This window comes from Pseudomonas sp. Xaverov 83 (assembly GCF_019352905.1).
Classification (GTDB): Bacteria; Pseudomonadota; Gammaproteobacteria; order Pseudomonadales; family Pseudomonadaceae; genus Aquipseudomonas; species Aquipseudomonas yamanorum.
The window spans coordinates 159,946-186,085 of the sequence record NZ_JAAAFU010000002.1; the positions used below are offsets into that span (position 1 = coordinate 159,946).

Consider the following 26,140-nt stretch of genomic DNA (forward strand, 5'->3'; position numbering starts at 1 on the left):
CGGTGATGCTTTGGTGGAGATGGCGAAGGTGGTGGTGGATCGGTCGCTGGACTGCTTACAGCCTCGATAACACCGCAAAACTAATGTGGGAGCGGGCTTGCTCGCGAAAGCGGTGTGTCAGTAGACACATGTGCTGACTGACACGGCGCATTCGCGAGCAAGCCCGCTCCCACATTTGGATCTTCGCCATGTTGAAGAGGGCATTCGGCTTGAGCGCCTTAGAACCCGCGATGCTTCTTCAAATGATCATTGATCTTCGCCGCCGGAACCTTCTGCAAGCTGCACAGCAATTCGTGTGACAGCTCCCGCAACCCGTGGGTGCGGCGCAGTTCCTGGGCCAGATGCGCGGTAAGGTTCGCCGCCATCTCCGCATCCGCCATCGCCCGGTGAGCCTTGCCGGTGTGGGGCAGTTGGGCAAATGAGGTCAGCGTGCCCAGCTTGTGGTTAGGCGCCGCTGGCATCAAGCGCCGCGCCAGCAACAATGAACAGGCAAACTTCTGCAAACGGGTGCGCCGGATCAACCCCAACTCGAAATCCCAGAACTTCTGGTCAAACGCGGCGTTGTGGGCCAGCAGCGGTGTGGTGCCGACAAACTCGTTCACCTCGTTCATCACCCGCTCCGCCGACGGCGCGGTGCGCAGCATGGCGTTGCTGATGCCGGTCAGTTGCTCGATAAACCCCGGCACGCGTACGCCGGCGTTCATCAGGCTCTGGTAGCGGTCCACTATCTGGCCCTGCTCCAGGATGACCACGGCAATTTCCGTGGCCCGGCAGCTGCTGCTCGGCTGGATGCCGGTGGTTTCAAAGTCGATGACCGCTATACGTTCCAAACCTGTTCCAACTCCGTCGAAAATCTATTTAAGCAGCAACGCGCCTTCGATCGGCACGTAGCGGCTGGCGGCGCGTATCAGTGAGTTGGCCGTCAGCCCCGGCACGCCGTAGGCCACAGCCTCGACGCCGTGCTTGTTGATGATGCGGTCCAGCAGCATGTCGAAATCACCGTCACCGGAAGCCAGCACCACTTCGTCGACATGGGCGGCGGCGTCCATGATGTCGATGGTGATGCCCACGTCCCAGTCACCCTTGGCCGAGCCGTCGCTGCGCTGGATGTAAGGCTTGAGCTTCACGGTAAAACCGAGGTTGCGCAGGATTTGCTGGAACTGCTGCTGCTTGCTGTCGCCACGGTCGATGGCATAGGCATACGCCTCGACAATCTGCCCGCGCTGGCTGATGTCAGCCCACAGGGCGGCGTAGTTGAAGTGACAGCCGTACGCCTGGCGCACGGTGTAGTAGAGGTTTTGTACATCGGCGAACACGGCTATCTTTTTCACCGCAAATCCTCATGACACGCGCATGGACCCCGGGCTCAAAGGCCCGGAAAGGTTGCCAGTATGCCAGCCACAAGGCAGTTTCCGAGAAAAATCAGCCCGGGGCGACGAAGCGCCCCGGTTGAGTGTGGGTCAGACGAAGGAATCGTCGTCGCCAAAGGAGGAGGAGTCGTCGGAATAGTCGTTGTCGGCGAAGCTGTCGGAGCCGTTGTCGCTGCCCCAGCTGTCGTTGCCGGCAAATTTCTGGTCGTCGTTACCCCAATTGCCGTTGTCGCTGGCCGGCGCTGGTTCTTCGCGGATGATTTCTTCCACCACTTGCGGCTGCTGCGAGTTGTGGTTGAACAGGCTGCTGATGCCCTCTGCCAGCATCACACCACCGGCCACGCCGGCTGCAGTTTTCAGTGCGCCGCCGAGGAAGCCGCTGCCGATTGGCGCTGCGGGGGCCTGTTGTGGCTGCTGGTAATTCTGCTGTGGGGCACCGTAGTTCTGCTGTGGCGCGGGTTGGCCACCAAACGACGGACGCGCCGGTTCACGCCAGCCACCCCCGGAAGATGCAGGCGCACTCTGGGCAGGCTGCGGGTCGCGGGAGCCACCACCAAAGATGCTCGACAGGAAACCGCCACTGCTCGGTGCAGGCTGCGCCGCCTGGGACCTGGCCTGTTGCAGTTCGTCCTGCAATTGCTGGATTTGTTGGGCCTGCTGCTTGTTCTGCGCATCAAGGCTCTTGATTGCATGCTCTTGCACCAGAATCGACTGGGTCATGTAGTACGCAGCGGCCGGTTGGCGAGTGACGTGCTCCTTGATCCGCGCTTCAGCCTGGGCGTCGCGGGGGGCTGAGTCCGTTTCGGCTTGCTGCAACCGTGAAAACAGTCCATCGATCAGGGTTTGCTCTTCGCTGTTCATGGCGACCTCGTTAGATTGCCGGTAGAAATCTTCGCCTTGCGCATGATGTGCAAGGTACAGCCTAGTTATGGGGCTGTTACTGATTGTTTCAATGGTCTTTACGCAAGGTTTACGTTTGCTTGCATCTGCTCATGATCGGTTAAAGTAACGCCCTTGCTTTTCGGCCTGTGAAGACCCTGATGAATCCGTTAGACGTACTGCGCGACTCCTTCTTCTTTTTCAAGCGCAACCTGGGCGCCATCGTGCAGTTGTGCCTGCCATTGGTGATCCTCGAGGCCCTGCTGCAACAGGTGCTCGACCACACCCTCGGCCCTGATGCATTTCCCGGCTACAGCGTGATCGTCGGGCTGCTGGTGTATCCGCTGTACACCGGCGCACTGATCCTGTTCCTCGACGCCCGCACCCGGGGCGAATCGCCGCGCACCCTGGATGTGCTGGCCATGGCCCTGACCCTGTGGCCGCGCTTCGCCTTGCTGACCGCAGTCAGCACGCTGCTGATCCTGCTGGGTCTGTCTCTGTATTTCCTGCCGGGCTTGTGGCTGATGGTGGTGCTGGCCTTCGCCGAATACTTGCTGGTACTGCGGGGTATGTCGGCGCTGTCGGCCATGAAGGAAAGCCTGCGCCTGACCCGTGGGCATTTCTGGCGCATCCTGGTGTGCCTGCTGTGCGTCATGACCCCACTGTGGTTGCTCAAGGGCGCCAGCGTGGCAGTCTACCCGGACCCAAACCCGCTGCTTGGCCTGCTGATGGACAGCGCGCAAAGCTTTCTGCAGCTGTTCACCAGCGTAGTGTTGTTCCGCCTGTTCATGTTGATTGGTGGCGACGCCGACGCGCGGTGATATGCTCCGGGCCTTGTCCTGCAACGCCATAAGCCGAGCCGATGACCCGACTACTGCGCATTACCTTGCTGGGCCTGCTGATCCTCGCGGCCCTGCTGACCGGCTTGATCTACAGCCTGACCTGGCGCCCTGCGGACAAGGAAACCCTGCCCATCCGCTGCGTCGCGCCCCGAGCGCCGACGCTGCTGCCGGGCCAGGCGCTCAAAGTCATGACCTGGAACGTGCAGTACCTGGCGGGCAAGAACTACGTGTTCTGGTACGACACTCCGGACGGCAGTGGCCCGGACGACCGCCCTACCGTTGAGGACATGGCTTCAAGCCTGGACGAAGTGGCCCGGGTGATCCGCGACGAACAGCCCGACATCCTGCTGTTGCAGGAAGTCGACGAAGGCGCCAAGCCGTCCAGCTACCAGGACCAACTGGCCTTGCTCCAGGAACGCCTGGCCGACCTCTACCCGTGCAGCGCCCAGGCCTTCGACTGGAAAGCCGACTTCGTGCCCGACTTGCACATCTTCGGCAGCGTCGGTCGCAAGCTGGTGACCATGAGCCGCTATCAGATCGAACACGCCGAGCGCCTGCAATTACCCGTGGCCCGCGCCAACCTGATCAGCCGTCAATTCCAGGCCAAACCCGCGTTATTGCTGACCTACCTGCCGTTGAGCGACGGCGGCCAGCTGGCCGTGCTCAATACCCGCCTGGACGGCACAGCCCCTGGGCACAACGCGGTGCTGGAACAGGTGCAGGCGACCGTCAAGCTGGTGGATAAATTCGAAAGCCGTGGCACGCCATGGCTGATGGGTGGGGATTTCAACCTGTTGCCGCTGGGGCAATTCCTGCGCCTGGACGCCGGCAAACGCGGGCAATATTCACCGGACAGTGAGCTGCACCTGCTGTGGGAAAAGTACCCGATGGTCCCGAGCAACAGCCAATCCAGCGGCATTGATCGGGATAAATGGCTGACGTATTTCCCGAATGACCCGACCGTGGACGGACCGGATCGTACGCTGGACTACCTGTTCTACAGTTCGCGTATCAAAAAGGTCGAGAGCAAGGTGCGGCAGAGCGATACGGTGCTTATCTCCAATCACTTGCCGGTGATTGCGCGATTCCTGTTGCCGGCCGCGCAGTAACTAACACTGCAAAATGGTGTGGGAGCTGGCTTGCCTGCGATAGCATCGCCGCGGGGCCACTGAAAAACCGAGTTGCCTGCATCGCAGGCAAGCCAGCTCCCACAGTTGATCTTCATCGCGCTTACTTTCTCGGTTTGATCCGGGCCGTCGGTTCAGCAATCAACGGATCATCCGGCCAATAATGCTTCGGATACCGCCCCTTCAAGTCCTTCTTCACCTCGGCATAAGTACTGCGCCAGAAGTTGGCCAGGTCCTGGGTTACCTGCACCGGGCGCCTTGCCGGTGACAACAGGTGCAGCTTGACCACCTGCCGCCCGCCGGCGATCCGTGGGGTGTCCGCCAGCCCGAACAACTCCTGCAAACGCACCGCCAGAATCGGCGGCTGCTCGCTGTAGTCGAGCCGCACCGACGAGCCGGACGGCACCTTCAGATGGTGCGGCGCCAACTCGTCCAACCGCGCAGGCAACGGCCACGGCAGCAGGTTATGCAGGAAGCTGGAAATATCCAGATTGGAAAAATGGCTCAGGCGCGACACCTTCCCCAGGTACGGCATCAACCAGTGTTCCAGGCTGGCGAGCAAGGCGCTGTCGCTGACATCCGGCCATTCACTGGCCTTGCCGGTATCCAGATCACGCAGCAGCATCACCCGCGCCTGCCATTGGCGCAGTTCCGGGGTCCAGGGCAGCAGTTCCAGGCCTTTGCGCCGCACCAGGTTGACCAGCGCCTGACTGCGGGCAGCCTCGTCGAGGCCAGTCAGCGGCTCGCGGCTGATCACCAGTTCGCCGACCTTGCGCTGGCGTTCGGCCCGCAGCACGCCTTCTCGCTCATCCCAGTCAAGCTGGTCGACATTACGCACCTGCTCGGCCAATACCGAGTCGAACAGTGCCGGATCAAAATCCGCCGCGAGGTAAATCCGTTCTTCGCGCTGGCCCTGGCGGCTGCCCAGATCGGCGATCACCAGCCAGGGTTGTTTCATCAGGCTGTCGGCTTCGGCGAACAACGCGGCACGGCCGTTGGCCAGGCGGTATTCAGCACCGCCCGCACGGCGTTGCTGAGCCACACGGTCCGGGTAGGCCAGCGCCAGCAACGCGCCGAGCCAGCGCGGGTGGTCGGGATCGGCAACCGGTTGCTCAGCCTTGCCTCTTAAATAGCCACGGTACTGCCGGGCCAGTTGCTTGGCGCGCTGCACGCCACCCTGGGTGCCACGGGCCTTTTCTTCGCCGGATAACAACGCCAGGCGACTGTGCAAATCCGCACCGGCGCCGCGCAAGATATCGCGTTCCCCCAACAGTGCCGCCACGTCACAGGCCATGTTAGCCAGGCCCAAATCCTGACCTCGCAACAGCAAATGAGCGATACGCGGGTGCGCGGGTAACCCGGCCATTTTCTGGCCGTGGGCAGTCAGCTTGGCATCGCTCAACGCCCCCAATCGCTCAAGCAAATCCTGAGCCTGTGCATAAGCGGCGGTGGGCGGCACGTCGAGCCACACCAACTGAGTCGGCGCCACGCCCCAGCGGCCCAATTGCAGCGCCAGACCGGAAAGATCCGCCGAGAGAATTTCCGCGCTGGAATAGGCCGCCAGTCCTTCATGCTGATCCTCGGACCACAACCGATAACACACCCCCGGTTCCAGTCGCCCTGCCCGGCCGGCACGCTGGGTGGCGCTGGCGCGGGAGATGCGCTGGGTGTCGAGACGGGTCATGCCGCTGCCCGGGTCAAAACGCGGGACCCGCGCCAGCCCGGCATCGATCACCACGCGCACGCCATTGATGGTCAGGCTGGTCTCGGCAATGTTGGTGGCCAGCACCACTTTGCGCTGGCCGGCAGGCGTCGGGTCGATGGCGGCACGTTGGGCGGCCAGGTCCAGTTCGCCGTGCAGCGGGCATAGCAGCACCTCGGTGTTATCGCCCAGCGCGTCAGCCAATTGCTGATAAACCCGACGAATCTCGGCCTGCCCCGGCAGGAAAGCCAGCACGCTGCCGGTTTCATCATGCAGGGCTTCAAGGATGGTCTGCACCAACCGTGGCTCGATAAATTCGCCGGGCTGGAATGGCCGGCCCCAGCGCATTTGCACCGGGTACATGCGCCCTTCGCTGCGCAGGATCGGTGCGTCGTCCAGCAACCCGGCCAGGCGCTCGCCTTCCAGGGTGGCGGACATCAGCAGGATCTTCAGTGGCTGCTCGTCGCGAAACAGGTCTCGGCCATTGAGGCTCAGGGCCAGCGCCAGGTCGGCGTCCAGGCTGCGCTCGTGGAATTCGTCGAAGATCAACAAACCTACACCGTCCAGCGCCGGGTCATCCTGCAAGCGGCGAGTGAGGATGCCTTCGGTGACCACTTCGATCCGCGTATTGGGGCCGACTTTACTGTCCAGGCGAATGCGGTAGCCGACGGTTTCGCCAACCTTTTCCCCCAGTTCGCTGGCCAGCCTTTCTGCCGCTGCACGGGCGGCCAGGCGGCGGGGTTCGAGCATCAAGATGGTTTGCCCGGCCAGCCAGGGTTCATTCAATAGCGCCAACGGCACCCGTGTGGTTTTACCGGCGCCGGGCGGTGCTTCGAGCACGGCTTCATGGCGCGTCGCCAAGGCGTCACGCAGGGCGGGTAAAACGTCATCGATTGGCAACGAATTCATACTGGCTCCAAAGCAGAGCGGCGAGTATAACGGCGAACTGCCGGGTGCCGGTGGTGGTCTCAACGACACGGCCCTGTCCTGACTGGAATGCGGTCAAAGGTGGGAGCTGGCTTGCCTGCGATAGCGGTGTGTCAGCCAACACACCTGACACTGAACCACCGCCATCGCAGGCAAGCCAGCTCCCACATTTGATCATCGTCGCCTTGTAGACTGGCTTATAGTCACTTTCATTATGTTCAAGGAGAGTCCCATGCGTGTTGCTTCCCGTGTCATCGGCGGTGTTCTGGCCGTCACTCTGCTGAGCCAGTTGACGGCGTGCGGCTCGATTTTCTACCCCGACCGCCGTGGCCAGATCGACGGCAAGATAGACCCGGCGATTGCCGTGCTCGATGCGGTCGGCCTGCTGTTCTACGTGATCCCGGGTCTGATCGCCTTTGGTGTCGACTTCGCCACCGGCGCGATTTATTTCGAACCAGGCAAAACCGCCCAGGTGGCCCCGGAAAAACTCCAGCAAGCCATCGGCGCCGACGGCAAGGTCGACAACGCCAAGCTGCAAACCATCATCCAGAAAGAAACCGGGCATAACCTGCCGCTGGACGACCCGCGCATGATCCAGTTCAAGGGCAGCGTGCAACAGCTCGCCACCCTGGGCCTTCAACCTGCCGCTTAAGGACTGACTGACCCCATGACCACCAGTCCCGAACACGCCCGGCTGTTGCGCCTGGCCACCCGCGCTTCTGTCGGCGTGGCCTGCGTGCTGATTGTGACCAAGGCCATCGCCTGGTGGCTCAGCGGCTCGGTGAGCATGCTCGCCGGGCTGACCGACTCGCTGCTCGACGGCATCACCTCGCTGCTCAACTTGCTGGCAGTGCACTACGCGTTGCGCCCGGCCGATGACGATCACCGTTATGGCCACGGCAAAGCGGAGTCCCTGGCGGGTATGGCGCAGGCACTGTTTATCGCCGGCAGTGCGGTGTTGATCGCCTTCCAGGCGTTCCAGCGCCTGCAGCATCCGGAACCTGTGGGCGCGCCGTGGCTGAGCATCGGCGTGATCATTCTGTCCCTGGCGCTGACCGCGGCGCTGCTGATCCTGCAACACCGGGTGATCCGCGAAACCGGCTCCAACGCCATCCGCGCCGACTCGCTGCACTACCGCTCAGACATGATGCTTAACGGCAGTATCCTGGTGGCGCTGGTGATGGCGGCATTCGGTTTTCACCAGGTGGACGCCTGGTTCGGCCTGGGCATCGCGGCCTACATCTTGTGGAGCGCCATCCAGATCGCCCGGGAAAGTTTTTCGGTGTTGATGGACGAGGAACTGCCGCCGGATGTCAGCCAGCACATGTTGGAGCTGGCGTGCAACGTGCCCGGCGTACTGGGTGCCCATGACTTGCGCACACGGATTTCCGGCAACCACTGGTTTGTGCAGTTGCACCTGGAGTTACCGGGGGAATTGAGTCTGTCCGTGGCGCACGGCATCAGCGACCAGGCCGCCGATGCCATCCACAAAGCCTACCCGCGAGCCGAGGTGCTGGTGCACGCCGACCCGCAGGAAGTGGTCAAGGGCGAGAAGCCCTAGTACTGCACCTGATACCCGCGACTGCTCAGGCAGTTGCCCTGTGCCTGGCGGTAGGTTTGCACCACGGCCGGGTCTGGCGCGTAGGTGACGGTTCTCGGGTCAAAACCACTTTGTTGCACGGCCCAGCGATAGCAGTCGTAACCATCTTGCTGGACTTGCGCCGGTGACTGGCCGTTGGCCGGGTAAGCCACCACGTCATAACCATTGCCCTGGGGCACTGGCTGCGGCGCTGGCGCGGCAGGCGGAGGCTCAACCACCACGTACTGCTGAGTGCTTTCTTCGTAGGTGTAATAGGCTCCGGCGGCGAGGAAAAACAGCGCACTGCCTACCCATACTTCCCGCGCGTAGTCCGGCAGGTATTGCACGCGGATCCCGTAAGGCGGCGCCACTACGACATAGCGCGGGCCTTGTGGGCGATACCAGTAGCCACCCGAGAAAAAGTAGTCCTGGCCACGATACGGCACGCGGTAATTGCGGTCGGGGAAGCGGTCGACGATATAACCAGGACGGTATTGCGGGCCGGGCCCCCAGCCATTGCCGTGCCCGTCGGGGCGACCTGGCCAGCGGTGATCGTTGGGATGGTTATTGCCACCGCCATTGAAGCCGGGCCGGCCGGGGCCACCCTGGCCACCATTGCCGGCCTGCCAATGCTGATTGCCATCGTTGCGACGCGGAATGTCCTGATAGTTGCCGGGACGTGGTTCCTGGGTCTGGCGCACGGTATCCGGGCGCCCCTGAATCGGCAGGTTATTCGCCGGCTGAGGTGCCGGGTGCGGGGGTTGCTGCTGGTTGCCTTGCGGGCGACCTTGCCACTGGCCACCCCCATTAGGCCGCTCAAAATGCTCATTCTGCGGCCGTGGCTGATTATTTTCGAAATGCGGGTTCTGCGGACGCGGCTGATTGTTCTCGGGACGAGGGGCTTCGGGACGCGGTTGATTATTTTGCGGTCGAGGCTGGTTGTTCTGCGGCCGAGGCTGATTATTGCCTGGATGCCCTTCCGGGCCTTTTTCATGCTGGCCACCGCCTTCAGGGCGTGGCTGTTCGTCGGCCATCACTTGCGCACCAACGGTGACCATCAGCAAACCAACACCTGCCAAACGCCAGATGCGCTTCATGCTATTCCTCACTGCGGATTAGGGCCTACACGTAAGACTGGAAAACCGGGGCCCGGTTCTGCGACAGGTTATCAGTCACGAGAAGTATTTTCGCAGGCAATAAAAAGGGGCGACCCGTCGGCCGCCCCTTGAGAACTTCGTCCTGGCTCAACGCTTTTGACGTTGGCTCACCTCACGCCGTCTTGTGGACAGTGTGCAGCCCGGGGGCCGGGGCAACCCTGTGGGGTTGGCGGCCGCAGCCGGCGGTATGAGCGGGCTGCAGTGGACTGTATGTCCGGGCGGTGATTCTGTTGATAACTTTACGCGCCAGGCCCGGGCAGATGATTGCGAAGATTGCGTCAATAAACAGTGCTTGCGCAATTTTTAACCCTGGATAGATAATTCGCCGCAATAGTTACGACAAAGGCCAGCCCCATGAGCAAACTTGACCGATACGACCTGAGTATTTTGGCGGAATTGCAGCGCGACGCGAGGATCTCCAACCAGGAGTTGGCCGAGCGGATCGGCCTGTCGCCTTCGCCGTGCTCACGCCGGGTCAAGCAATTGGAAGACGACGGCTACATCGCCCGCCAGGTCGCCTTGCTCGACCGCAAGATGCTCGGCCTGAGTCTCACGGCCTACGTACTGATCGGCATGGACCGACACACACCCGAGCGTTTCGAGAACTTCGAAGCCGCCATCCGCACCTTGCCGCAAGTGCTGGAGTGCAGCCTCGTGACCGGGATGGACGCCGACTATCAACTGAAGGTGGTGGTGCCAGACATGGATCACTACCAGAAACTGCTGCTGGGGCACCTGACCCGCATCGAAGGCGTCACCAGCGTGCGCTCAAGCTTTGTGCTGAACCAGGTGCTCAACAGCACCGAGTTGCCGCTGACCCACTTGCGCACTTAAGGCTAGCGCGGAACAAATGTGGGAGCTGGCTTGCCTGCGATGCAAACGACTCGGTCTTTCCGAGACACCGAGGTGATGCAATCGCAGGCAAGCCAGCTCCCACAGACCGACGCAGGTCAATGTCGCGCCGATTGCCCTGGCGTATAATCGGCGCCTGCCCCAGCCGGAAACCACCCAATGAACTCGATTGATCCCGCCGTGTTTGAAGAATGGATGATGACCGGCCTGGTCAGCATCCTGATCATTTTCATGGGCTTTATCGTCTGGGACCTGGCGAAGAAATCCAAGGCCGGGCGCTTTGGCTCGATGATCCTGTTCTTCGTGCTGGGCCTGGGCGTCGCCGCGTTCATCATCAAGAGCGTGGTCATCGGCCTGATCGAGTCCGGCGCCTTATAAGCGCGCCGGCACTTCCTTCCATTGGCCTTGATCCAGGCCGTCGATCGACCAGTCGCCAATGCGCACCCGCACCAGACGCAACGTCGGCAAACCAACCGCGGCCGTCATGCGCCGCACCTGGCGGTTACGCCCTTCCCGAATCACCAACTCCAGCCAATAGGTGGGCACGCTTTTGCGAAACCGCACCGGCGGGTTGCGCGGCCATAACTGTGGCTCGTCCAGTTGTCGGGCTTCGGCGGGCAGGGTCATGCCGTCGTTGAGTTCCACGCCGTCGCGCAGGCGTTGCAGCTGTTCCTCGGTCGGCTCGCCTTCCACCTGCACCCAATAGGTTTTCGCCAGCTTGTGCTTGGGGTCCGCGATGCGCGCCTGCAACTGCCCGTCATTGGTCAGCAGCAACAGGCCTTCACTGTCACGGTCCAGGCGTCCGGCCGGGTAAATACCGGGGATGTCGACGAAATCCTTGAGGGTCGCGCGCCCGCCTTCGTCGCTGAACTGGGTCAGTACATCGAAGGGTTTATTGAACAGGATCAACTTGGGCTCGGCCGGTGGTGCCTTGGCGACACGACGCGGGGCTGACGAGGTTTGCGGACTTTTCACACCAGGGCGGCGGGAAACGGGACGGGCAGGACGGGACATGGCAAAGGAACATCTAACGGTCAGGACCGACAATGCTAGTGGCCTGACCGTTAAATAACCATCCCAACCGTTTAGCGGAACGGCGGCTCGTCGAAGCTGCGTAGTTTGCGCGAGTGCAGCGAGTTGAGTTCGGTGCGCAACAGATCCACCGCCTCGATGCCGATCTTCAAGTGCTGGCTGACCGCACGCTCATAGAACGCGTTGGCCGAACCTGGCAGCTTGATCTCGCTGTGCAGCGGTTTGTCCGACACACACAACAACGTGCCGTACGGCACCCGCAGGCGGTAGCCCTGGGCAGCGATGGTGCCGCTTTCCATGTCCACGGCCACGGCGCGGGACAGGTTGATCAGCGGACGCTCCTGGGCCCAACGCAGCTCCCAGTTGCGGTCGTCGTAGGTCAACACGGTGCCGGTGCGCAGGCGCTTTTTCAGCTCCTCGCCTTTCTCGCCGGTGACGTTGGCTGCCGCTTGCTGCAAGGCCATCTGCACTTCGGCCAGGGCCGGGATCGGGATATTCGGCGGCACGACCCGGTCGAGAATCCCGTCGCGACGCATGTAGGCGTGAGCCAGCACGTAGTCGCCGATGGTCTGGGATTGGCGCAAGCCGCCGCAGTGACCAATCATCAGCCAGCAATGCGGGCGCAGTACGGCCAGGTGGTCAGTGATGTTCTTGGCGTTGGACGGGCCGACGCCGATGTTCACCAGGGTGACACCGTGGCCATCGCTGGCCTGCAAGTGGTAGGCCGGCATCTGGTAGCGGTGCCAGACCACGCCCGCGGCGATAGCAGATGCTTCGCCGTGGTCCATGCTCTTGTCGATGATCACGTTGCCCGGCAGCACCATGCGGATAAAGCGCGGGTCGCTGCGCAGCTGTTCCAGGCCATGCACGATGAACTGGTCAACGTAGCGGTGGTAGTTGGTCAGCAAAATCCACGGCTGCACATGGCGCCAGTCGCTGCCGGTGTAATGCACCAAGCGACGTAGGGAGAAATCGACACGGGCGGCATCGAACAGCGCCAATGGCAGCGGATCGGTGTTTTCCCAGTCGTACAGGCCGTCGGCGATGCCATCGGTGGCGGCAGACAGGTCGGTACTCGGGAACACCCGCGCCAGCGTGGCGGCGGTCACGCCGGAGCCGGCAAGTTCATCGCCCTGCTCCACCACGTACGGGTAGGGAATGTTTTGCTGGCTGACGCCCACTTCCACCGTCACGGTGAAGTCATGCATCAACGGCACCAGTTGCTCCAGCAAGTATTTGCGGAAGGCTGATGGATGGGTGACGGTGACGCTGTAGGTCCCCGGCAACTGGACCTTGGCATACGCGCGGGTGGTCTGTGGGACTTCGCCCTGCACCAGGTAGGTCAGGCGCAGTTCCGGGTAACGAAACATCGCACGTTGTTCGGCGTCGGGCTCGACGCGGTCTTTAAGGTAGCGCTTGAGGGCTTGATTGAGCGCGCCAGTGGCACGCTCATGGAGAGCCGCCAGCCGATCCACGGCTTCTTCGGCGGTTTGAACGACAACAAAAGCTTCGGTCACGGTAAGCATCCTGTGTTCTGACTTGCAGGCCTTCATCTTGCCTGTATCCCTGGCGCACTGGAACACCGGAATTGGAATGCGATCAATAATGTGGGAGCGGCGGTGCGACGATTCGACTTGCTCGCGAAAGCGGTAGGTCAGTCAGCACATGTATTGGCTGATCCACCGCCTTCGCGAGCAAGCCCGCTCCCACATTTTGACCGTGTTTGTTCAGGAAAAAGGAGGTGTCGAGCGCGCGACAATCGCTTCCACATTCACACCGCGCGGCAAGGTGCCATAGACCCGGCCAGACGACTCACCCAGTCGGCTGGCGATAAAACCATCACTCACACTGGCATTACCCGCCTCCAGCAACAACTTGGCCTGCAACGCCACGGCAATGTCCTCGGTCAGTTGTCGGGCACGGTACTGGATGTCCTGGGTGTCCATAAAGGCCGACTTCAACTGCTCGATGTGCCGCGCCAAGTGCTTGTGACCATGACCATCCCCCAGCTCGACAAACAGCGCCTCCAGCACGCCCGGTTCTTTCGACAAGGCCCGCAGCACATCCAGGCACTGCACATTGCCGGAACCTTCCCACGTGGAGTTGACCGGTGCCTCACGGTATAGGCGCGGCAGGATGCTGTCCTCCACATACCCGGCCCCGCCCATGCACTCGGCGGCTTCGTTGATCATCGCCGGGGCGCGTTTGCAGATCCAATACTTGCCCACCGCCGTTACCAGACGGGCGAATTTGGCTTCCTGTTCGTTATCCAGATGGTCCAGCGCGCGGCCCATGCGCATGCTCAAGGCCAGGGACGCTTCGCTTTCCAGGGCCAGGTCGGCCAGTACGTTTTGCATCAGTGGTTGCTCGCTGAGCACCCGGCCGCCCACCAGGCGGTGGGCACAATGATGGCTGGCCTGGGTCAGCGCCTGGCGCATCAAGGCGCTGGAGCCGACCATGCAATCGAAACGGGTCATGGCCACCATTTCGATAATGGTCGGTACGCCGCGGCCTTCTTCGCCGATCATCCAGGCCAGCGCGCCACGAAACTCCACTTCGCTGGAAGCGTTAGAGCAGTTGCCGAGTTTGTTTTTCAGGCGCTGGATGTAGAACTCGTTGCGGGTGTCATCCGGGCGGTGCCGGGGCAGCAGGAAACAGGTCAGGCCCTTGTCGGTCTGGGCCAGGGTCAGGAAGCCATCGCACATCGGTGCCGAGCAGAACCACTTGTGCCCCACCAACTCATACGCCTGGCCCGGGCCGCCGGCACCTACCGGGTAAGCACGGGTGGTGTTGGCGCGCACGTCGGTGCCGCCCTGTTTCTCGGTCATGGCCATGCCAATGGTGGCGCCGGCCTTGTGGGCGATGCCGACGTTGCGCGGGTCGTATTCGGTGGCGAGAATTTTCGGCAGCCAGGTTTCAGCCAGGTCCGGCTGCAGGCGCAGGGCCGGCACGCAGGCGAAGGTCATGGTCAGCGGGCAGCCGGTGCCGGCCTCGGCCTGGCTGTGCAGGTAGGTCATCGCCGCACGGGCCACATGGGCGCCGGATTGCGGATGGGCCCACGGAAGCGAAGGCAGGCCATGCTCGACGGCGGTGCGCATCAGCTCATGGTAGGCCGGATGAAATTCCACCAGGTCGATACGATGGCCAAAACGGTCGTGGCTGTTGAACACCGGCTTGTTCTGGTTGGCCAGAAAACCGGCCTCCATCAGCGGCCCGCCCGCCAAAGCACCGTAGGTATCGATACGCTGCTCGGCCCAGCCGGCACCAAAGCGCCGGGACCATTCTCGCAGGGGCAAATCGATACGGTACAGGTTGGTGCCGTCCAGGGACGGTGGCTGGTTGGTGACGTCGTGGGTTTCGGCGAACGAGTGCAGGTTCATGGCGGGCCTCCTGAAAAAAGGCCACGTTCATTGAGGCCTGAATTTCAGTTAAGCACCGTCAACCGGGTTAAAAAAGTGGCATAAGCGCCTAAGTGGCGGCGCTTTCACCCTCAACCATGTGCAACAACCGCAGTTGCAGCACCTGCTGCAAGGCCTCAAAGCGCACTGGCTTGGCCACTCGGTCAGTGACACCTACACCATGGCAGCTCTCACGCTCCGGGGCTTGCAAGGAGGTACTCAAGGCGATCACCGGCAACTCGCCACAGCCGGGCAATGCACGGATCTGGCAGCACAGCGAGAACCCGCCTTCCGGCACATCCAGCAGCACCGCATCAAAGGTGTCACTCTGCAACAGCGCCAGGGCGGCCGGTCCGTTGTCGACGGTTTTCACGCGGTAGCCGAGCTTGAGCAACATGCCGCGCACCACCAATTGCGCCACGCTGTTGTCGTCCACCAGCAACACCGTGCACTCCTGAGGCGTACGTTGTGCCTGCGGCACTCGTCGCACGGGCTCAGGTTGCACCGGGCTGACGGCAAGTTCCAGCTGGAAGCGACTGCCGCGCCGCGGCTCGGAATTATGCGTAAGGCGGCCTCCGAGCAACTCGATCAATTGCCGGCAGATCGCCAGGCCAATACCCATGCCGCCGTATCGGCGAGTGGTCGAGCCATCGAGCTGGAAGAAGCGCTGATAGAGGGTCGCTTCATCGAGGTAGGCGAAACCGATGCCGGTGTCGGTAACAATAAAGGTCAGGCGCAGGGCTCCGTCCGCCTGGGGCACGCCAACTACCCGCACACGTACCGAACCCTCGTGGGTGAACTTGAAGGCATTGTCCAACAGGCAATCCAGGCATTGCGCCAGCTTGCCGGCGTCAGTGTTGATGCGGTCCGGCAGGTCCTCCGCCAGATCAATGGAGAACTCCAGGCCCTTGCTCTGGGCGCTGGCCGCAAACTGCTGGCGCAAGGTGTCGAGCAACCCGCGCAGGCTGAACACCTGGGGTTGCGGGCTAAGGCGCCCGGCCTGCAATTCGGTGAGGGTGAGGATGCCGTTGACCATGCGCATCATCTCGCGCGCCGCACCAGCGGCGGTTTGATGGTACTGCGCAAGGTCACCCGGCAGCGGCTCGGTCTGCATCAACTCCAGGGAGCCGATCACGCCGTTCATCGGAGTGCGCAATTCGTGGGTCAAGGTGGCGAGGAATTCGTCCTTGAGCTGGTTGCTGCGAGCCAGTTGCGTGTTGAGCACTTCGAGCTTCTGGCTGGCATCAAACAGGATTTGCGCCTGTTGCTCGCGCATCGAATTGATCCGGTCGGCCAGGGCCAGGGACAGCAAGGCCACTTCGAGTGCCGAGCCGATCTGGCTGGCGTACATCGTGAGAAACACATTGGGCAGGTAGCCCAGGACCATCATGGTATTGACCACACCGCCCAACAGGAACGCGGTCCAGGCGATGATGAAATAGCGCGCCATCCGCTGGCCGCAATACCAGGCCTTGATGGCTGCCACAAAGATGGTCACGGTGAACACCAGCGCCAACCCGGTGGCCAGGCGCAACGCCAGCGCATAGCTGGTGAACAGCGCCAGCACCATCACTCCCGCGCCGCAGACGGCCAGCGCCACCAGCAGCCGGTTGATCCAGCGGCTGTAAAGCGCGGTGTGCAGGAAGCTGCGGGCAAACAGGCTGCCGAACAGCGCCGCCGAACCGATCAGGAACGGCACCGCCGCATTCGCCCACCATGGGTTGTTGGGCCAGAAGTACTGCACGGCCACGCCGTTGACCGACAGCTGATACAGGCCGAACGAGGCGATATAAAGGATGTAATAGAGATAGCTGGTGTCGCGCACGCTCAGGTAGATGAACAGGTTGTAGATCAGCATGCCAAGCAACACGCCGTAGATCACACCCAGCACATAGAGGCGCAATGGCTGTTCTTCGAGGTACGCGGTGGTCGACCAGAGGGTCAGCGGCGCCTGGATCGAGCCCTGGCTTTGCAGGCGCAGGTATAGGGTTTCTCGTTGGTCCGGCGCAAAGTCGAGCTTGAACAGGTAGTTGCTCTGACGAATTTCGCGGCTGGAAAACGGCAGGATGCTGCCGGTGCGCGACACCAGTCGATAGTTGCCGACGCTGTCGGGCTGGTACAGCTCCAGTTGGTTCAGCGGCGGATAGGCCAGTTCCAGCAGCCAGTTGCGCGAGGCATCCGGGTTTTTGGGACGGTAATGAAGGTCGATCTTGAGCCAGAACACCGAGCGCGAATAACCAGCATTCAGGGTGGCTTTGTCATGGGGTTTGAAGCGGCTGGCCAGGATCGGGGAGCTGATATCGCCAATCGTCAGGGCACCCGTTGGGTCTTCAAGGACTTGCATCACTTGGCCCAGGGGCAGGCGGGAGGTGGACTCGTTGAACTCGACTGCGCCGGCCAGCATCGGCAGCCCGCTCAACAGTAACATCAGCAAATAGCGCATAGAGCCCCAGCGTGACCTGTCCGGTTATGTCAAAAGCCTCCATTCCTTTTGAGTAGACGTATACCGGCGATACAGTTATTGGTTTTAATCCACTCTAGCATAGCCATTACAGGCCAAAAGACACCATTGAAATAATTTTTTGAAAGGCTCTAGAGCGGGCATTACAGAGCATTTGACCTGCTTTCTACGATGATAGCAAACAGCCATTTCAGCCTGTTCATCCGTTAAAAATTCAACCATCGCCCGACAGCCACCCAAAAAGCGTTTGGTGGTAAGCTCGCGCACCATGAATATCTACAGCTCTCGCCCCGTTGTCCTCTGTCTCTCCGGCCATGATCCCAGTGGTGGCGCCGGCTTGCAGGCAGATATCGAAGCCCTGCTCGCCCAGGGTTGCCATGCGGCCCCGGCCGTCACCGCGTTGACCGTGCAGAACACCGTCAACGTCAGCGATTTCCGCGTGCTGGACCGCGAGTGGGTGCTGGCCCAGGCCAACGCCGTGCTCGGCGATTCCGAAGTGGCGGCCGTCAAACTGGGCATGCTCGGTTCCCTGGAAATGGTCGACACCGTGGTCGAGTTGCTCAAGGCGCACCCGCATTTGCCAGTGGTCTGCGACCCGGTGCTGCGCGCCGGCGGCGGCGGCAGCCTGGGCAAGGACGAAGTTGGCTACGCCATGCGCGAGCGGCTGTTGCCGCTGTCGCTGATTGCCACGCCGAACCTGCCCGAAGCCCGCATCCTCGCCGAACTGCCCGAAGGCTCGGCGGACGAGTGCGCCGCGAAACTGCTGCCTTTCATCAAGCACCTGCTGATCACCGGCGGCCATGGCGACGAGCACGAAGTGCACAACCGTCTCTACAGCCGCGACGGCACGCACCAGACCTTTACCTGCCAGCGCCTGCCCGGCAGCTATCACGGTTCCGGCTGCACCCTGGCCAGCGCGCTGGCCGGTCGTTTGGCACAAGGCGAAGGTTTGGTCAGCGCGGTGCAATCGGCCCTCAACTACACTTGGCGCACCCTGCGTGACGCTGAACAACTCGGCCAGGGGCAATTCGTGCCTCGTCGTCTGCCGTTGGATTTCTGCTCGTAACACCAAGAGGCCTGCCCGATGAAACTACGTGGCCTTTATGCCATTACCGACAGCCAACTGTTGGCCGGCAAGTTCCTGGCCTACGTCGAAGCGGCGTTGGACGGTGGCGTGACCCTGCTGCAATACCGCGATAAAAGCAGCGACGAAGCGCGCCGCCTGCGGGAAGCCGAAAAACTGCGGGAACTGTGCTCGCGCTACAAGACGCAACTGATCATCAACGATGACGCCGAACTGGCCGCGCGCCTCGGCGTCGGCGTGCACCTGGGCCAGACCGACGGCCCGCTGACCCCGGCCCGTGCGCTGTTGGGCTCCAAGGCGATCATCGGTTCCACCTGCCACAGCCAGATAGAACTGGCCGAGCAGGCTGCCAAGGAGGGCGCCAGTTACGTCGCCTTCGGCCGTTTCTTCAACTCCAACACCAAGCCCGGCGCGCCGGCTGCCACCGTTGAACTGCTGGCCCAGGCCCGCGCGCGGTTGCACCTGCCGATCTGCGTGATCGGCGGCATCACCCTGGAAAACGCCGAGCCATTGGTAGCCCACGGTGCCGACCTGCTGGCGGTAGTCCACGGCCTGTTTGGTGCCGACAGCACCCAGGAAGTCACACGCCGCGCCCGTGCCTTCAACGAATTGCTCAAGCCTCAATAATCGATTTCAGAGAGCCCGATCATGTCCCGTTCCGAAACCCTGTTCGCCAATGCCCAGAAACACATCCCCGGCGGTGTGAACTCCCCCGTGCGAGCGTTCAAGAGCGTTGGCGGCACCCCGCTGTTCTTCAAACACGCCGAAGGCGCCTACGTCACCGACGAAGATGACAAGCGCTACGTCGACTACGTGGGTTCGTGGGGCCCGATGATCCTCGGCCACAGCCATCCGGACGTGCTGGACGCGGTGCGCCAGCAGCTGCAACACGGCTTGTCCTATGGCGCACCGACCGCCATGGAAACCGAGATGGCCGACCTGGTCTGTTCCATCGTGCCGTCCATGGAGATGGTGCGGATGGTCAGCTCCGGCACCGAAGCCACCATGAGTGCGATTCGCCTGGCCCGTGGGTTTACCGGTCGCGACAGCATCATCAAGTTCGAAGGCTGCTACCACGGCCACTCCGACAGCCTGCTGGTCAAGGCCGGCTCCGGCGCGCTGACCCAGGGCGTACCGAGTTCCGCCGGTGTACCCGCCGCGTTTGCCAAACACACCCTGACCCTGCCGTTCAACGACATCGCTGCCGTCGAGCAGATGCTCAGCGAAGTCGGCCAGGAAGTGGCGTGCATCATCGTCGAGCCAGTGGCCGGCAACATGAACTGCGTACCGCCGGCGCCGGGCTTTCTGGAAGGCCTGCGGGAACAGTGCGACAAGCACGGCGTGGTACTGATTTTTGATGAAGTGATGACCGGCTTCCGCGTTGCTCTCGGCGGCGCCCAGGCTTACTACGGCGTCACGCCGGATCTGAGCACCTTCGGCAAGATCATCGGTGGCGGCATGCCGGTGGGCTGCTTCGGCGGCAAGCGCGAAATCATGCAGCACATCGCGCCGCTGGGCCCGGTGTACCAAGCAGGCACCCTATCGGGTAACCCGCTGGCCATGGCCGCCGGCCTGACCACCCTGCGCCTGATCAGCCGCCCGGGCTTCCACGCCGAGCTGACCGACTACACCACTCGCCTGCTGGACGGCCTGCAACAGCGCGCCGATGCGGCCGGCATTCCGTTCGTGACCACCCAGGCGGGCGGCATGTTCGGCCTGTACTTCAGCGGCGCTGACGACATCGTCACCTTCGACGACGTGATGGGCAGCGATGCCGACCTGTTCAAGCGCTTCTTCCATCTGATGCTGGAAGGTGGCGTGTACCTCGCCCCGAGCGCTTTTGAAGCCGGCTTCACCTCGATCGCCCACGGTGATGCCGAGCTGAAACTGACCCTCGATGCCGCCGAGCGCGCCTTCGCCGCCTTGAAATAAGCGGCGCAAAAATCCGACGTCGCCCCTGGCGGCGTCAGATTTGCTACTTTGCTTACAGGCATTTCCGTCTTTTTTCGAGAATTCACCTGCAATCCGGCAGATAACTTGCCCACGCAGCAGAAAAACGAGTAAAGACTTTGTAAGCAGGTGCCTGCTTATTTCATAATGCGCGCTTATTGGATCCCCCCGTGGGTCCCGCGCCCCGTCAGAGGTAAGTCGATTCCCATGAAACGCACCGGCCGCACCCTGGTTCTGGGCTGCCTGTTGCTCCTTCAGCCGCTGCTGGCGTTTGCCCAGGCAGGCGGCAACTCGTTGTTAATCCCAGCGATGGGTCGTTGCACCCTCAATACCCAGCCAGAAAGCCAGGCCGAAGCCCTGAGCGCGTGCCAGAAACAGGCCGACGGTGGGGATGCGCAGGCACAATACGAGTTGGGCGAGTACTTCTACGACAGTAAAAACCCCGCACGCGACCTCAACAAGGCCTTGAGCTACTTCGAGAAAGCCTCGTTGCAGGGCCACGCCCAGGCGCAATTCCAGCTGGGCACCATGTTTTTCCACGGCGAAGGCGTACCGGCCAATAACGTTCAGGCGTATATCGTGCTGAAAATGGCGGCGGTCAACGGCGCCGAAGATGCGCTGGACACGGCCGATGAAGTGGCCGAACACATGCAGCGGGACGAACTGGAAGTGGCAACCCAGGTACTGGGACAGATTTTCCGCAACTACCTGCAGGAACTGCAGAGCGCAGATGGCAGCTCGCCATTTTCGCCACTGCCGGATCCTTCACGCTGATTGATTGCTCCCATGCCCCGCATGGGAAGGTTCAGCGCTCTTACTTCTCAGGCATCGGCATCGGAAACGGCATGACATTGCTCATGCCACGGGCTTCGCTGATTTTCGGCGTGCCCAGGCGCTCGACTTCATCGATGCGCACGATCGAATGCATCGGCACAAAACTGCGCACCACGCCCTCGAACTGAGCCTTGAGTTTTTCCTCGCCCGGGTCGACGACCAGCTGTGTGCGCTCGCCAAAGACGAACTCTTCCACTTCCAGGAAGCCCCACAGATCACTTTGATAGATCTGCTTGGCGTACATTTCGAACACCTGGCCCTGGTTAAGGAAAATCACCTTGTAGATTGGAGCTTCACGTTTGGTCATGGTGGGCGGGTAACACATCGGGGGATATAAAAGAGGGCGCGAACTATAGCATGGCGTCCGATGCACAGTGCTAGGAACCTATCGGCATGCCCCCTATAATGCGCGGTTCTTTACCACCAGTTGACGATCCCCATGGCCAAGAAGCTTTACATCGAAACCCACGGTTGCCAGATGAACGAGTACGACAGCTCGCGCATGGTCGATCTGCTGGGTGAACATCAGGCCCTGGAAGTCACCGCCCGCGCTGAAGACGCCGACGTGATCCTGCTCAATACCTGCTCGATCCGCGAGCGAGCCCAGGACCGGGTCTACTCGCAGTTGGGCCGCTGGCGCGAACTGAAACTGGCCAACCCGGACATGGTGATCGCCGTCGGCGGTTGCGTGGCCAGCCAGGAAGGCGCCGCCATTCGCGACCGCGCACCGTACGTCGACGTGGTGTTCGGCCCGCAAACCCTACACCGCCTGCCGGAAATGATCGACGCCGCGCGCATCACCAAGCTGCCGCAAGTCGACGTCTCGTTCCCGGAAATCGAAAAGTTCGACCATTTGCCCGAGCCGCGTATCGACGGCCCGAGCGCTTATGTGTCGGTGATGGAAGGCTGCAGCAAGTACTGCACCTTCTGCGTGGTGCCCTACACCCGCGGTGAAGAAGTCAGCCGCCCGTTCGACGACGTACTGGCAGAGATCATTCACCTGGCCGAGAACGGCGTGCGTGAAGTGACCCTGCTGGGGCAGAACGTCAACGGCTATCGCGGCCAGACCCATGACGGGCGCCTGGCGGACCTCGCGGAGTTGATCCGCGTAGTCGCCGCCGTCGATGGGATCGAGCGGATTCGCTACACCACCTCGCACCCGCTGGAATTCTCCGACAGCCTGATCCAGGCCCACGCCGAAGTGCCGGAACTGGTCAAACACCTGCACTTGCCAGTGCAATCTGGCTCGGACCGCATCCTCTCGGCGATGAAGCGCAACCACACCGCCCTGGAATACAAATCCAAACTGCGCAAATTGCGTGCGGCGGTGCCGGGGATCTGCATCAGCTCGGACTTTATCGTCGGCTTCCCGGGGGAAACCGAGAAAGACTTCCAGCAGACCATGAAGCTGATCGAAGACGTTGGCTTCGACTTCTCCTACTCGTTCGTCTACAGCCAGCGCCCGGGCACTCCGGCGGCTGACTTGCTCGACGAAACCCCGGAAGCGTTGAAGAAGGAGCGTTTGAACGCCCTGCAACATCGCCTCAACCAACAAGGCTTCGAGATCAGCCGACAGATGGTGGGCTCGACCCAGCGTATCCTGGTGACCGACTACTCGAAAAAAGACCCTGGCGAATTGCAGGGCCGGACCGAGAACAACCGGATCGTCAACTTCCGTTGCGATAATCCGACACTGATCGGGCAGTTCGCCGACGTGCACATTGACGCGGCACAACCGCACTCGCTGCGCGGCTCGCTGATTAACTGAGATCCCGGTTCTCAAGCCAAATGAAGATCAAATGTGGGAGCTGGCTTGCCTGCGATTGCGATATAACAGGCAGCATATATTTCGGCCGTGCCGGCCCCATCGCAGGCAAGCCAGCTCCCACAGTGGATCCCCGTTGTTCTTGAGAGCGGGCCCGGGCTATATAAGTGCTTTCGTACCCGCGCCACTGGCGTTATCCTTGATTTCATCTTAATTGCCCCAGGGCGGCTAAAAACGACCTTGAACGCACCCATAGAACCACATCGTTTCCTCCTCGAGCCCTTTGAGGCTCGCCGTTTCGCCAATCTGTGCGGACAGTTCGACGAGCACCTGCGCCTGATCGAACAACGCCTGAGCATCGAGATCCGCAACCGCGGGAATCAATTCGAGCTTATTGGTGAACCCCAACACACCACCTCGGCAGAAAACCTTCTGCGCCGCCTCTACCGGGAAACCAAAGGTAGCGAGCTGTCGCCGGAAACGGTGCACCTGTACCTGCAGGAATCCGCCGTGGAAGACCTGGCGAATAACCCGGTAGCCGAAGCCAGCGTCGCGTTGCGCACCAAGAAAGGCATGATTCGCCCTCGCGGCTTGAATCAGCAGCGCTACGTCAAAGAGATCCTGGGTAACGACATCAACTTCGGCATCGGCCCTGCCGGTACCGGCAAGACCTACCTGGCCGTGGCCTGTGCGGTCGACGCCCTCGAGCGTGAGCAGGTGCGACGCATCCTGCTGGTGCGCCCGGCGGTGGAAGCCGGCGAAAAACTGGGCTTTTTGCCCGGCGACCTGGCCCAGAAGATCGACCCGTACCTGCGCCCGCTCTACGACGCGCTCTACGAGATGCTCGGCTTCGAATACGTGGCCAAGCTGATCGAGCGCCAGGTGATCGAGATCGCCCCGCTGGCCTACATGCGCGGCCGGACGCTGAACAACAGCTTCATCATCCTCGACGAAAGCCAGAACACCACCGTCGAGCAGATGAAGATGTTCCTGACCCGGATCGGCTTCGGCTCCACCGCAGTGATCACCGGCGACGTCACCCAGGTCGACCTGCCCAAAGGCACCAAGTCGGGCCTGGCCCAGGTGATCGACGTGCTCAAGGATGTGCCGGGGATCAGCTTCACCCACTTCATGCCCAAAGACGTGGTCCGTCACCCGCTGGTGCAGCGCATTGTCGAAGCCTACGAGCGCTTCGAACACCGCGATGACCAACCGGCCAAGGACACTCGCCGCGATGCTTGAGCTTGACCTGCAGCTGGCCACCGAAGCGCCCGCCCCCAGCGAAGAACAGTTCCGCCAATGGTGCGCCCTGGCCCTGCGCCAGCGCACCGCCGACTCGGAACTGACCATTCGCCTGGTGGACGAGCCCGAAGGCCGTGAACTGAATCACACCTGGCGACAAAAAGACTACGCGACCAACGTGCTGTCCTTTCCCGCTGACGTCCCCGACGAGTTGCTGGATATCCCATTGCTGGGCGACCTGGTGATCTGCGTCGAAGTGGTCGAGCGTGAAGCGAAGGAACAGGGCAAGGAACTTGAGGCCCATTGGGCCCATCTAGTCATCCACGGCTGCTTGCATCTCTTGGGTTACGACCATATAGACGATGACGAAGCCGAAGAAATGGAAGCGCTGGAACGAACGTTGCTTGCAGAACTGGGTCATCGCGACCCATATGCAGATGACGAAATAGAAACTACACCTAACTGACACAACAAAGGATTTAGAGTAATCGCTATGAGCGAAGACCGATCGAGCAACGGGCAAAAGTCATGGCTGGGGAAACTCACCCAGGCCTTTGCCCACGAGCCGAAAAACCGCCAGGAGCTGCTGGAGCTGCTGCGCGAGGCACATCAGAACAAGTTGCTGGACAGCGAAGCGCTGGCCATCGTCGAAGGCGCCATCCAGGTCGCTGACTTGCAAGTGCGGGACATCATGGTTCCGCGCTCGCAGATGGTCAGCATCAAGGCGACCCAGACCCCACGGGAATTCCTCCCGGCCGTTATCGATTCGGCGCACTCGCGCTACCCGGTGATCGGCGAAAGCCATGACGACGTCATGGGTGTCCTGTTGGCCAAGGACCTGCTGCCGCTGATCCTCAAGGAGAACGGCGACAGCTTCAACATCAAGGACCTGCTGCGTCCTGCCACCTTCGTCCCCGAATCCAAGCGCCTGAATGTGCTGCTGCGCGAATTTCGTGCGAACCACAATCACATGGCCATCGTGATCGACGAATACGGCGGTGTGGCCGGCCTCGTGACCATCGAAGACGTGCTGGAACAGATCGTCGGCGACATCGAAGACGAACACGATGTGGAAGAAGACAGCTACATCAAGCCGCTGCCCAGCGGTGATTTCCTGGTCAAGGCCCTGACGCCGATCGAGAACTTCAACGAGTTCTTCGACAGCGAATTCTCCGACGATGAGTTCGATACCGTTGGCGGCCTGGTGATGAGTGCGTTCGGGCATCTGCCAAAACGTAACGAGACCACCGAGATCGGTGCTTACCGCTTCCGCATCCTGAATGCTGATAGCCGCAGGATCCATCTGATTCGCCTGACACCTATTGCCCGCTAAGGACTGACATGCGCCGTATGATTGCACCCGGCTGGCCCGGTAACCTGCTGGCCGTGGTGGCCGGCGCCATCACTACCCTGGCGCTGGCGCCGTTCGACCTCTGGCCGTTTGCGCTGGTAGCCGTCGGGTTCTTTTATGCGGGATTGCGTGAACTGACACCACGCCAGGCCTTGTGGCGTGGCTGGTGTTTCGGCTTCGGCCTGTTTGGCGCCGGTACCAGCTGGATCTACTACAGCATTCACCACTTCGGCGGCGCTTCGGTACTGCTGGCTGGCATGCTGATGTTGGCGTTTACGGCGGCCATTGCCTGGTTCTTTGCCCTGCCCGCCTGGCTGTGGGCGCGCTGGCTGCGTCGCAACGAAGCACCACTGGCGGACGCCCTGGCCTTCGCGGCGCTGTGGGTTGGCCAGGAAGCGTTTCGCGGCTGGTTCCTCACCGGTTTTCCTTGGCTCTACTCCGGTTACAGCCAGCTCGACGGCCCCCTCACCGGCCTTGCGCCGCTGGGTGGCATGTGGCTGATTTCCTTTGCCCTGGCGCTGACCGCCGCCCTGATCTGCAACCTGCCGCGCCTGCTGGCGGGTAAGCGCAACCTGTTCATCGGTGCCG

Annotated in this window: 24 protein-coding genes and 1 pseudogene; 15 read left to right on the forward strand and 10 right to left on the reverse strand. The window is 61.7% G+C overall.

Features of this window, described 5'->3' with window-relative positions:
- Positions 1–218 precede the first annotated feature (218 nt).
- From K0H47_RS00890 to K0H47_RS00900, 3 genes are all read right to left on the reverse strand, one after another.
- Positions 219–830, reverse strand: coding sequence for a PolC-type DNA polymerase III (locus tag K0H47_RS00890; protein ID WP_017476222.1), 612 nt, complete (start codon positions 828–830; stop codon positions 219–221).
- Positions 831–854: 24 nt separating this feature from the next.
- Entirely contained in the window at positions 855–1,331 is a 477-nt protein-coding gene (locus K0H47_RS00895; RefSeq protein ID WP_017476223.1) for an NYN domain-containing protein, read from the reverse strand.
- A gap of 129 nt (positions 1,332–1,460) precedes the next feature.
- The gene (locus K0H47_RS00900; protein WP_177026240.1) at positions 1,461–2,231 is read right to left on the reverse strand and encodes a DUF2076 domain-containing protein; all 771 of its coding nucleotides are present in this window, start codon (positions 2,229–2,231) and stop codon (positions 1,461–1,463) included.
- Between the two features lie 179 nt (positions 2,232–2,410).
- Here K0H47_RS00900 and K0H47_RS00905 point away from each other — a divergent pair, with 179 nt between their 5' ends.
- Both K0H47_RS00905 and K0H47_RS00910 read left to right on the forward strand, forming a co-directional pair.
- A complete protein-coding gene (locus tag K0H47_RS00905; RefSeq protein ID WP_177026239.1) occupies positions 2,411–3,070 on the forward strand; it encodes a YciC family protein in 660 nt (219 codons plus the stop codon).
- Between the two features lie 41 nt (positions 3,071–3,111).
- A complete protein-coding gene (locus K0H47_RS00910; protein ID WP_219271759.1) occupies positions 3,112–4,200 on the forward strand; it encodes an endonuclease/exonuclease/phosphatase family protein in 1,089 nt (362 codons plus the stop codon).
- A gap of 121 nt (positions 4,201–4,321) precedes the next feature.
- On the opposite strand, the gene hrpB is transcribed toward K0H47_RS00910, so the two are convergent.
- Positions 4,322–6,829, reverse strand: a complete 2,508-nt coding sequence (hrpB, locus tag K0H47_RS00915; RefSeq protein ID WP_219271762.1) for an ATP-dependent helicase HrpB — start codon at positions 6,827–6,829, stop codon at positions 4,322–4,324.
- Between the two features lie 250 nt (positions 6,830–7,079).
- On the opposite strand from hrpB, the gene K0H47_RS00920 reads away from it, so the two are divergent.
- Together K0H47_RS00920 and K0H47_RS00925 are read left to right on the forward strand one after the other, a co-directional pair.
- Positions 7,080–7,499: a hypothetical protein gene (locus K0H47_RS00920; RefSeq protein ID WP_017476229.1), complete on the forward strand. Its 420-nt coding sequence runs from the start codon at positions 7,080–7,082 to the stop codon at positions 7,497–7,499.
- A 15-nt stretch (positions 7,500–7,514) separates the two neighbouring features.
- Positions 7,515–8,408 (forward strand): cation diffusion facilitator family transporter, encoded by an 894-nt coding sequence (locus tag K0H47_RS00925; RefSeq protein WP_017476230.1) that lies wholly within the window; start codon positions 7,515–7,517, stop codon positions 8,406–8,408.
- Here the strand turns inward: K0H47_RS00925 and K0H47_RS00930 are convergent.
- Entirely contained in the window at positions 8,405–9,523 is a 1,119-nt protein-coding gene (locus tag K0H47_RS00930; protein WP_093204786.1) for a DUF6515 family protein, read from the reverse strand. The genes K0H47_RS00925 and K0H47_RS00930 overlap by 4 nt on opposite strands.
- Positions 9,524–9,937: 414 nt before the next feature.
- On the opposite strand from K0H47_RS00930, the gene K0H47_RS00935 reads away from it, so the two are divergent.
- Together K0H47_RS00935 and K0H47_RS00940 are read left to right on the forward strand one after the other, a co-directional pair.
- On the forward strand, positions 9,938–10,417 hold the full coding sequence (locus K0H47_RS00935; protein WP_003194418.1) for an Lrp/AsnC family transcriptional regulator: 480 nt from the start codon (positions 9,938–9,940) through the stop codon (positions 10,415–10,417).
- A gap of 186 nt (positions 10,418–10,603) precedes the next feature.
- Positions 10,604–10,813, forward strand: a complete 210-nt coding sequence (locus K0H47_RS00940) for a DUF2788 domain-containing protein (protein ID WP_026077819.1) — start codon at positions 10,604–10,606, stop codon at positions 10,811–10,813.
- On the opposite strand, the gene K0H47_RS00945 is transcribed toward K0H47_RS00940, so the two are convergent.
- From K0H47_RS00945 to K0H47_RS00960, 4 genes are all read right to left on the reverse strand, one after another.
- Positions 10,808–11,449 carry a pseudouridine synthase gene (locus K0H47_RS00945; RefSeq protein WP_257626602.1) on the reverse strand — a complete coding sequence of 214 codons (642 nt, stop codon included), beginning with the start codon at positions 11,447–11,449 and terminating at the stop codon, positions 10,808–10,810. The genes K0H47_RS00940 and K0H47_RS00945 overlap by 6 nt on opposite strands.
- 71 nt (positions 11,450–11,520) lie before the next feature.
- Positions 11,521–13,020: an AMP nucleosidase gene (gene amn, locus K0H47_RS00950; RefSeq protein ID WP_172834544.1), complete on the reverse strand. Its 1,500-nt coding sequence runs from the start codon at positions 13,018–13,020 to the stop codon at positions 11,521–11,523.
- A gap of 174 nt (positions 13,021–13,194) precedes the next feature.
- A complete protein-coding gene (locus K0H47_RS00955; protein WP_219271764.1) occupies positions 13,195–14,847 on the reverse strand; it encodes an acyl-CoA dehydrogenase family protein in 1,653 nt (550 codons plus the stop codon).
- 88 nt (positions 14,848–14,935) lie between these two features.
- Positions 14,936–17,308, reverse strand: a complete 2,373-nt coding sequence (locus K0H47_RS00960) for a 7TM diverse intracellular signaling domain-containing protein (protein WP_219271765.1) — start codon at positions 17,306–17,308, stop codon at positions 14,936–14,938.
- Positions 17,309–17,594: 286 nt separating this feature from the next.
- Here K0H47_RS00960 and K0H47_RS00965 point away from each other — a divergent pair, with 286 nt between their 5' ends.
- The 4 genes from K0H47_RS00965 to K0H47_RS00980 all read left to right on the forward strand — a co-directional run bounded on the left by K0H47_RS00965 (position 17,595) and on the right by K0H47_RS00980 (position 21,134).
- On the forward strand, positions 17,595–18,392 hold the full coding sequence (locus tag K0H47_RS00965) for a hydroxymethylpyrimidine/phosphomethylpyrimidine kinase (RefSeq protein ID WP_026077821.1): 798 nt from the start codon (positions 17,595–17,597) through the stop codon (positions 18,390–18,392).
- An 18-nt stretch (positions 18,393–18,410) separates the two neighbouring features.
- Positions 18,411–19,037: a thiamine phosphate synthase gene (thiE, locus tag K0H47_RS00970; protein ID WP_017476236.1), complete on the forward strand. Its 627-nt coding sequence runs from the start codon at positions 18,411–18,413 to the stop codon at positions 19,035–19,037.
- Between the two features lie 21 nt (positions 19,038–19,058).
- On the forward strand, positions 19,059–20,342 hold the full coding sequence (hemL, locus tag K0H47_RS00975) for a glutamate-1-semialdehyde 2,1-aminomutase (protein WP_063026923.1): 1,284 nt from the start codon (positions 19,059–19,061) through the stop codon (positions 20,340–20,342).
- Between the two features lie 225 nt (positions 20,343–20,567).
- Positions 20,568–21,134: a tetratricopeptide repeat protein gene (locus K0H47_RS00980; RefSeq protein WP_063026921.1), complete on the forward strand. Its 567-nt coding sequence runs from the start codon at positions 20,568–20,570 to the stop codon at positions 21,132–21,134.
- 40 nt (positions 21,135–21,174) lie between these two features.
- On the opposite strand, the gene K0H47_RS00985 is transcribed toward K0H47_RS00980, so the two are convergent.
- On the reverse strand, positions 21,175–21,501 hold the full coding sequence (locus K0H47_RS00985; RefSeq protein WP_003215457.1) for a DUF1820 family protein: 327 nt from the start codon (positions 21,499–21,501) through the stop codon (positions 21,175–21,177).
- Between the two features lie 132 nt (positions 21,502–21,633).
- Between K0H47_RS00985 and miaB the strand changes: the two genes are divergently transcribed.
- From miaB to K0H47_RS30945, 5 genes and pseudogenes are all read left to right on the forward strand, one after another.
- Complete coding sequence (gene miaB / locus K0H47_RS00990; RefSeq protein ID WP_003215455.1) at positions 21,634–22,962, forward strand: tRNA (N6-isopentenyl adenosine(37)-C2)-methylthiotransferase MiaB; 1,329 nt, start codon at positions 21,634–21,636, stop codon at positions 22,960–22,962.
- A gap of 237 nt (positions 22,963–23,199) precedes the next feature.
- On the forward strand, positions 23,200–24,201 hold the full coding sequence (locus tag K0H47_RS00995) for a PhoH family protein (RefSeq protein ID WP_003215453.1): 1,002 nt from the start codon (positions 23,200–23,202) through the stop codon (positions 24,199–24,201).
- Positions 24,194–24,667 carry an rRNA maturation RNase YbeY gene (gene ybeY / locus K0H47_RS01000; RefSeq protein ID WP_017476241.1) on the forward strand — a complete coding sequence of 158 codons (474 nt, stop codon included), beginning with the start codon at positions 24,194–24,196 and terminating at the stop codon, positions 24,665–24,667. The genes K0H47_RS00995 and ybeY overlap by 8 nt, the downstream gene beginning before the upstream one ends.
- Before the next feature lie 27 nt (positions 24,668–24,694).
- On the forward strand, positions 24,695–25,534 hold the full coding sequence (locus tag K0H47_RS01005) for an HlyC/CorC family transporter (protein WP_003215451.1): 840 nt from the start codon (positions 24,695–24,697) through the stop codon (positions 25,532–25,534).
- 8 nt (positions 25,535–25,542) lie between these two features.
- Positions 25,543–26,140, forward strand: a pseudogene (locus K0H47_RS30945) (apolipoprotein N-acyltransferase); the annotation flags it as partial.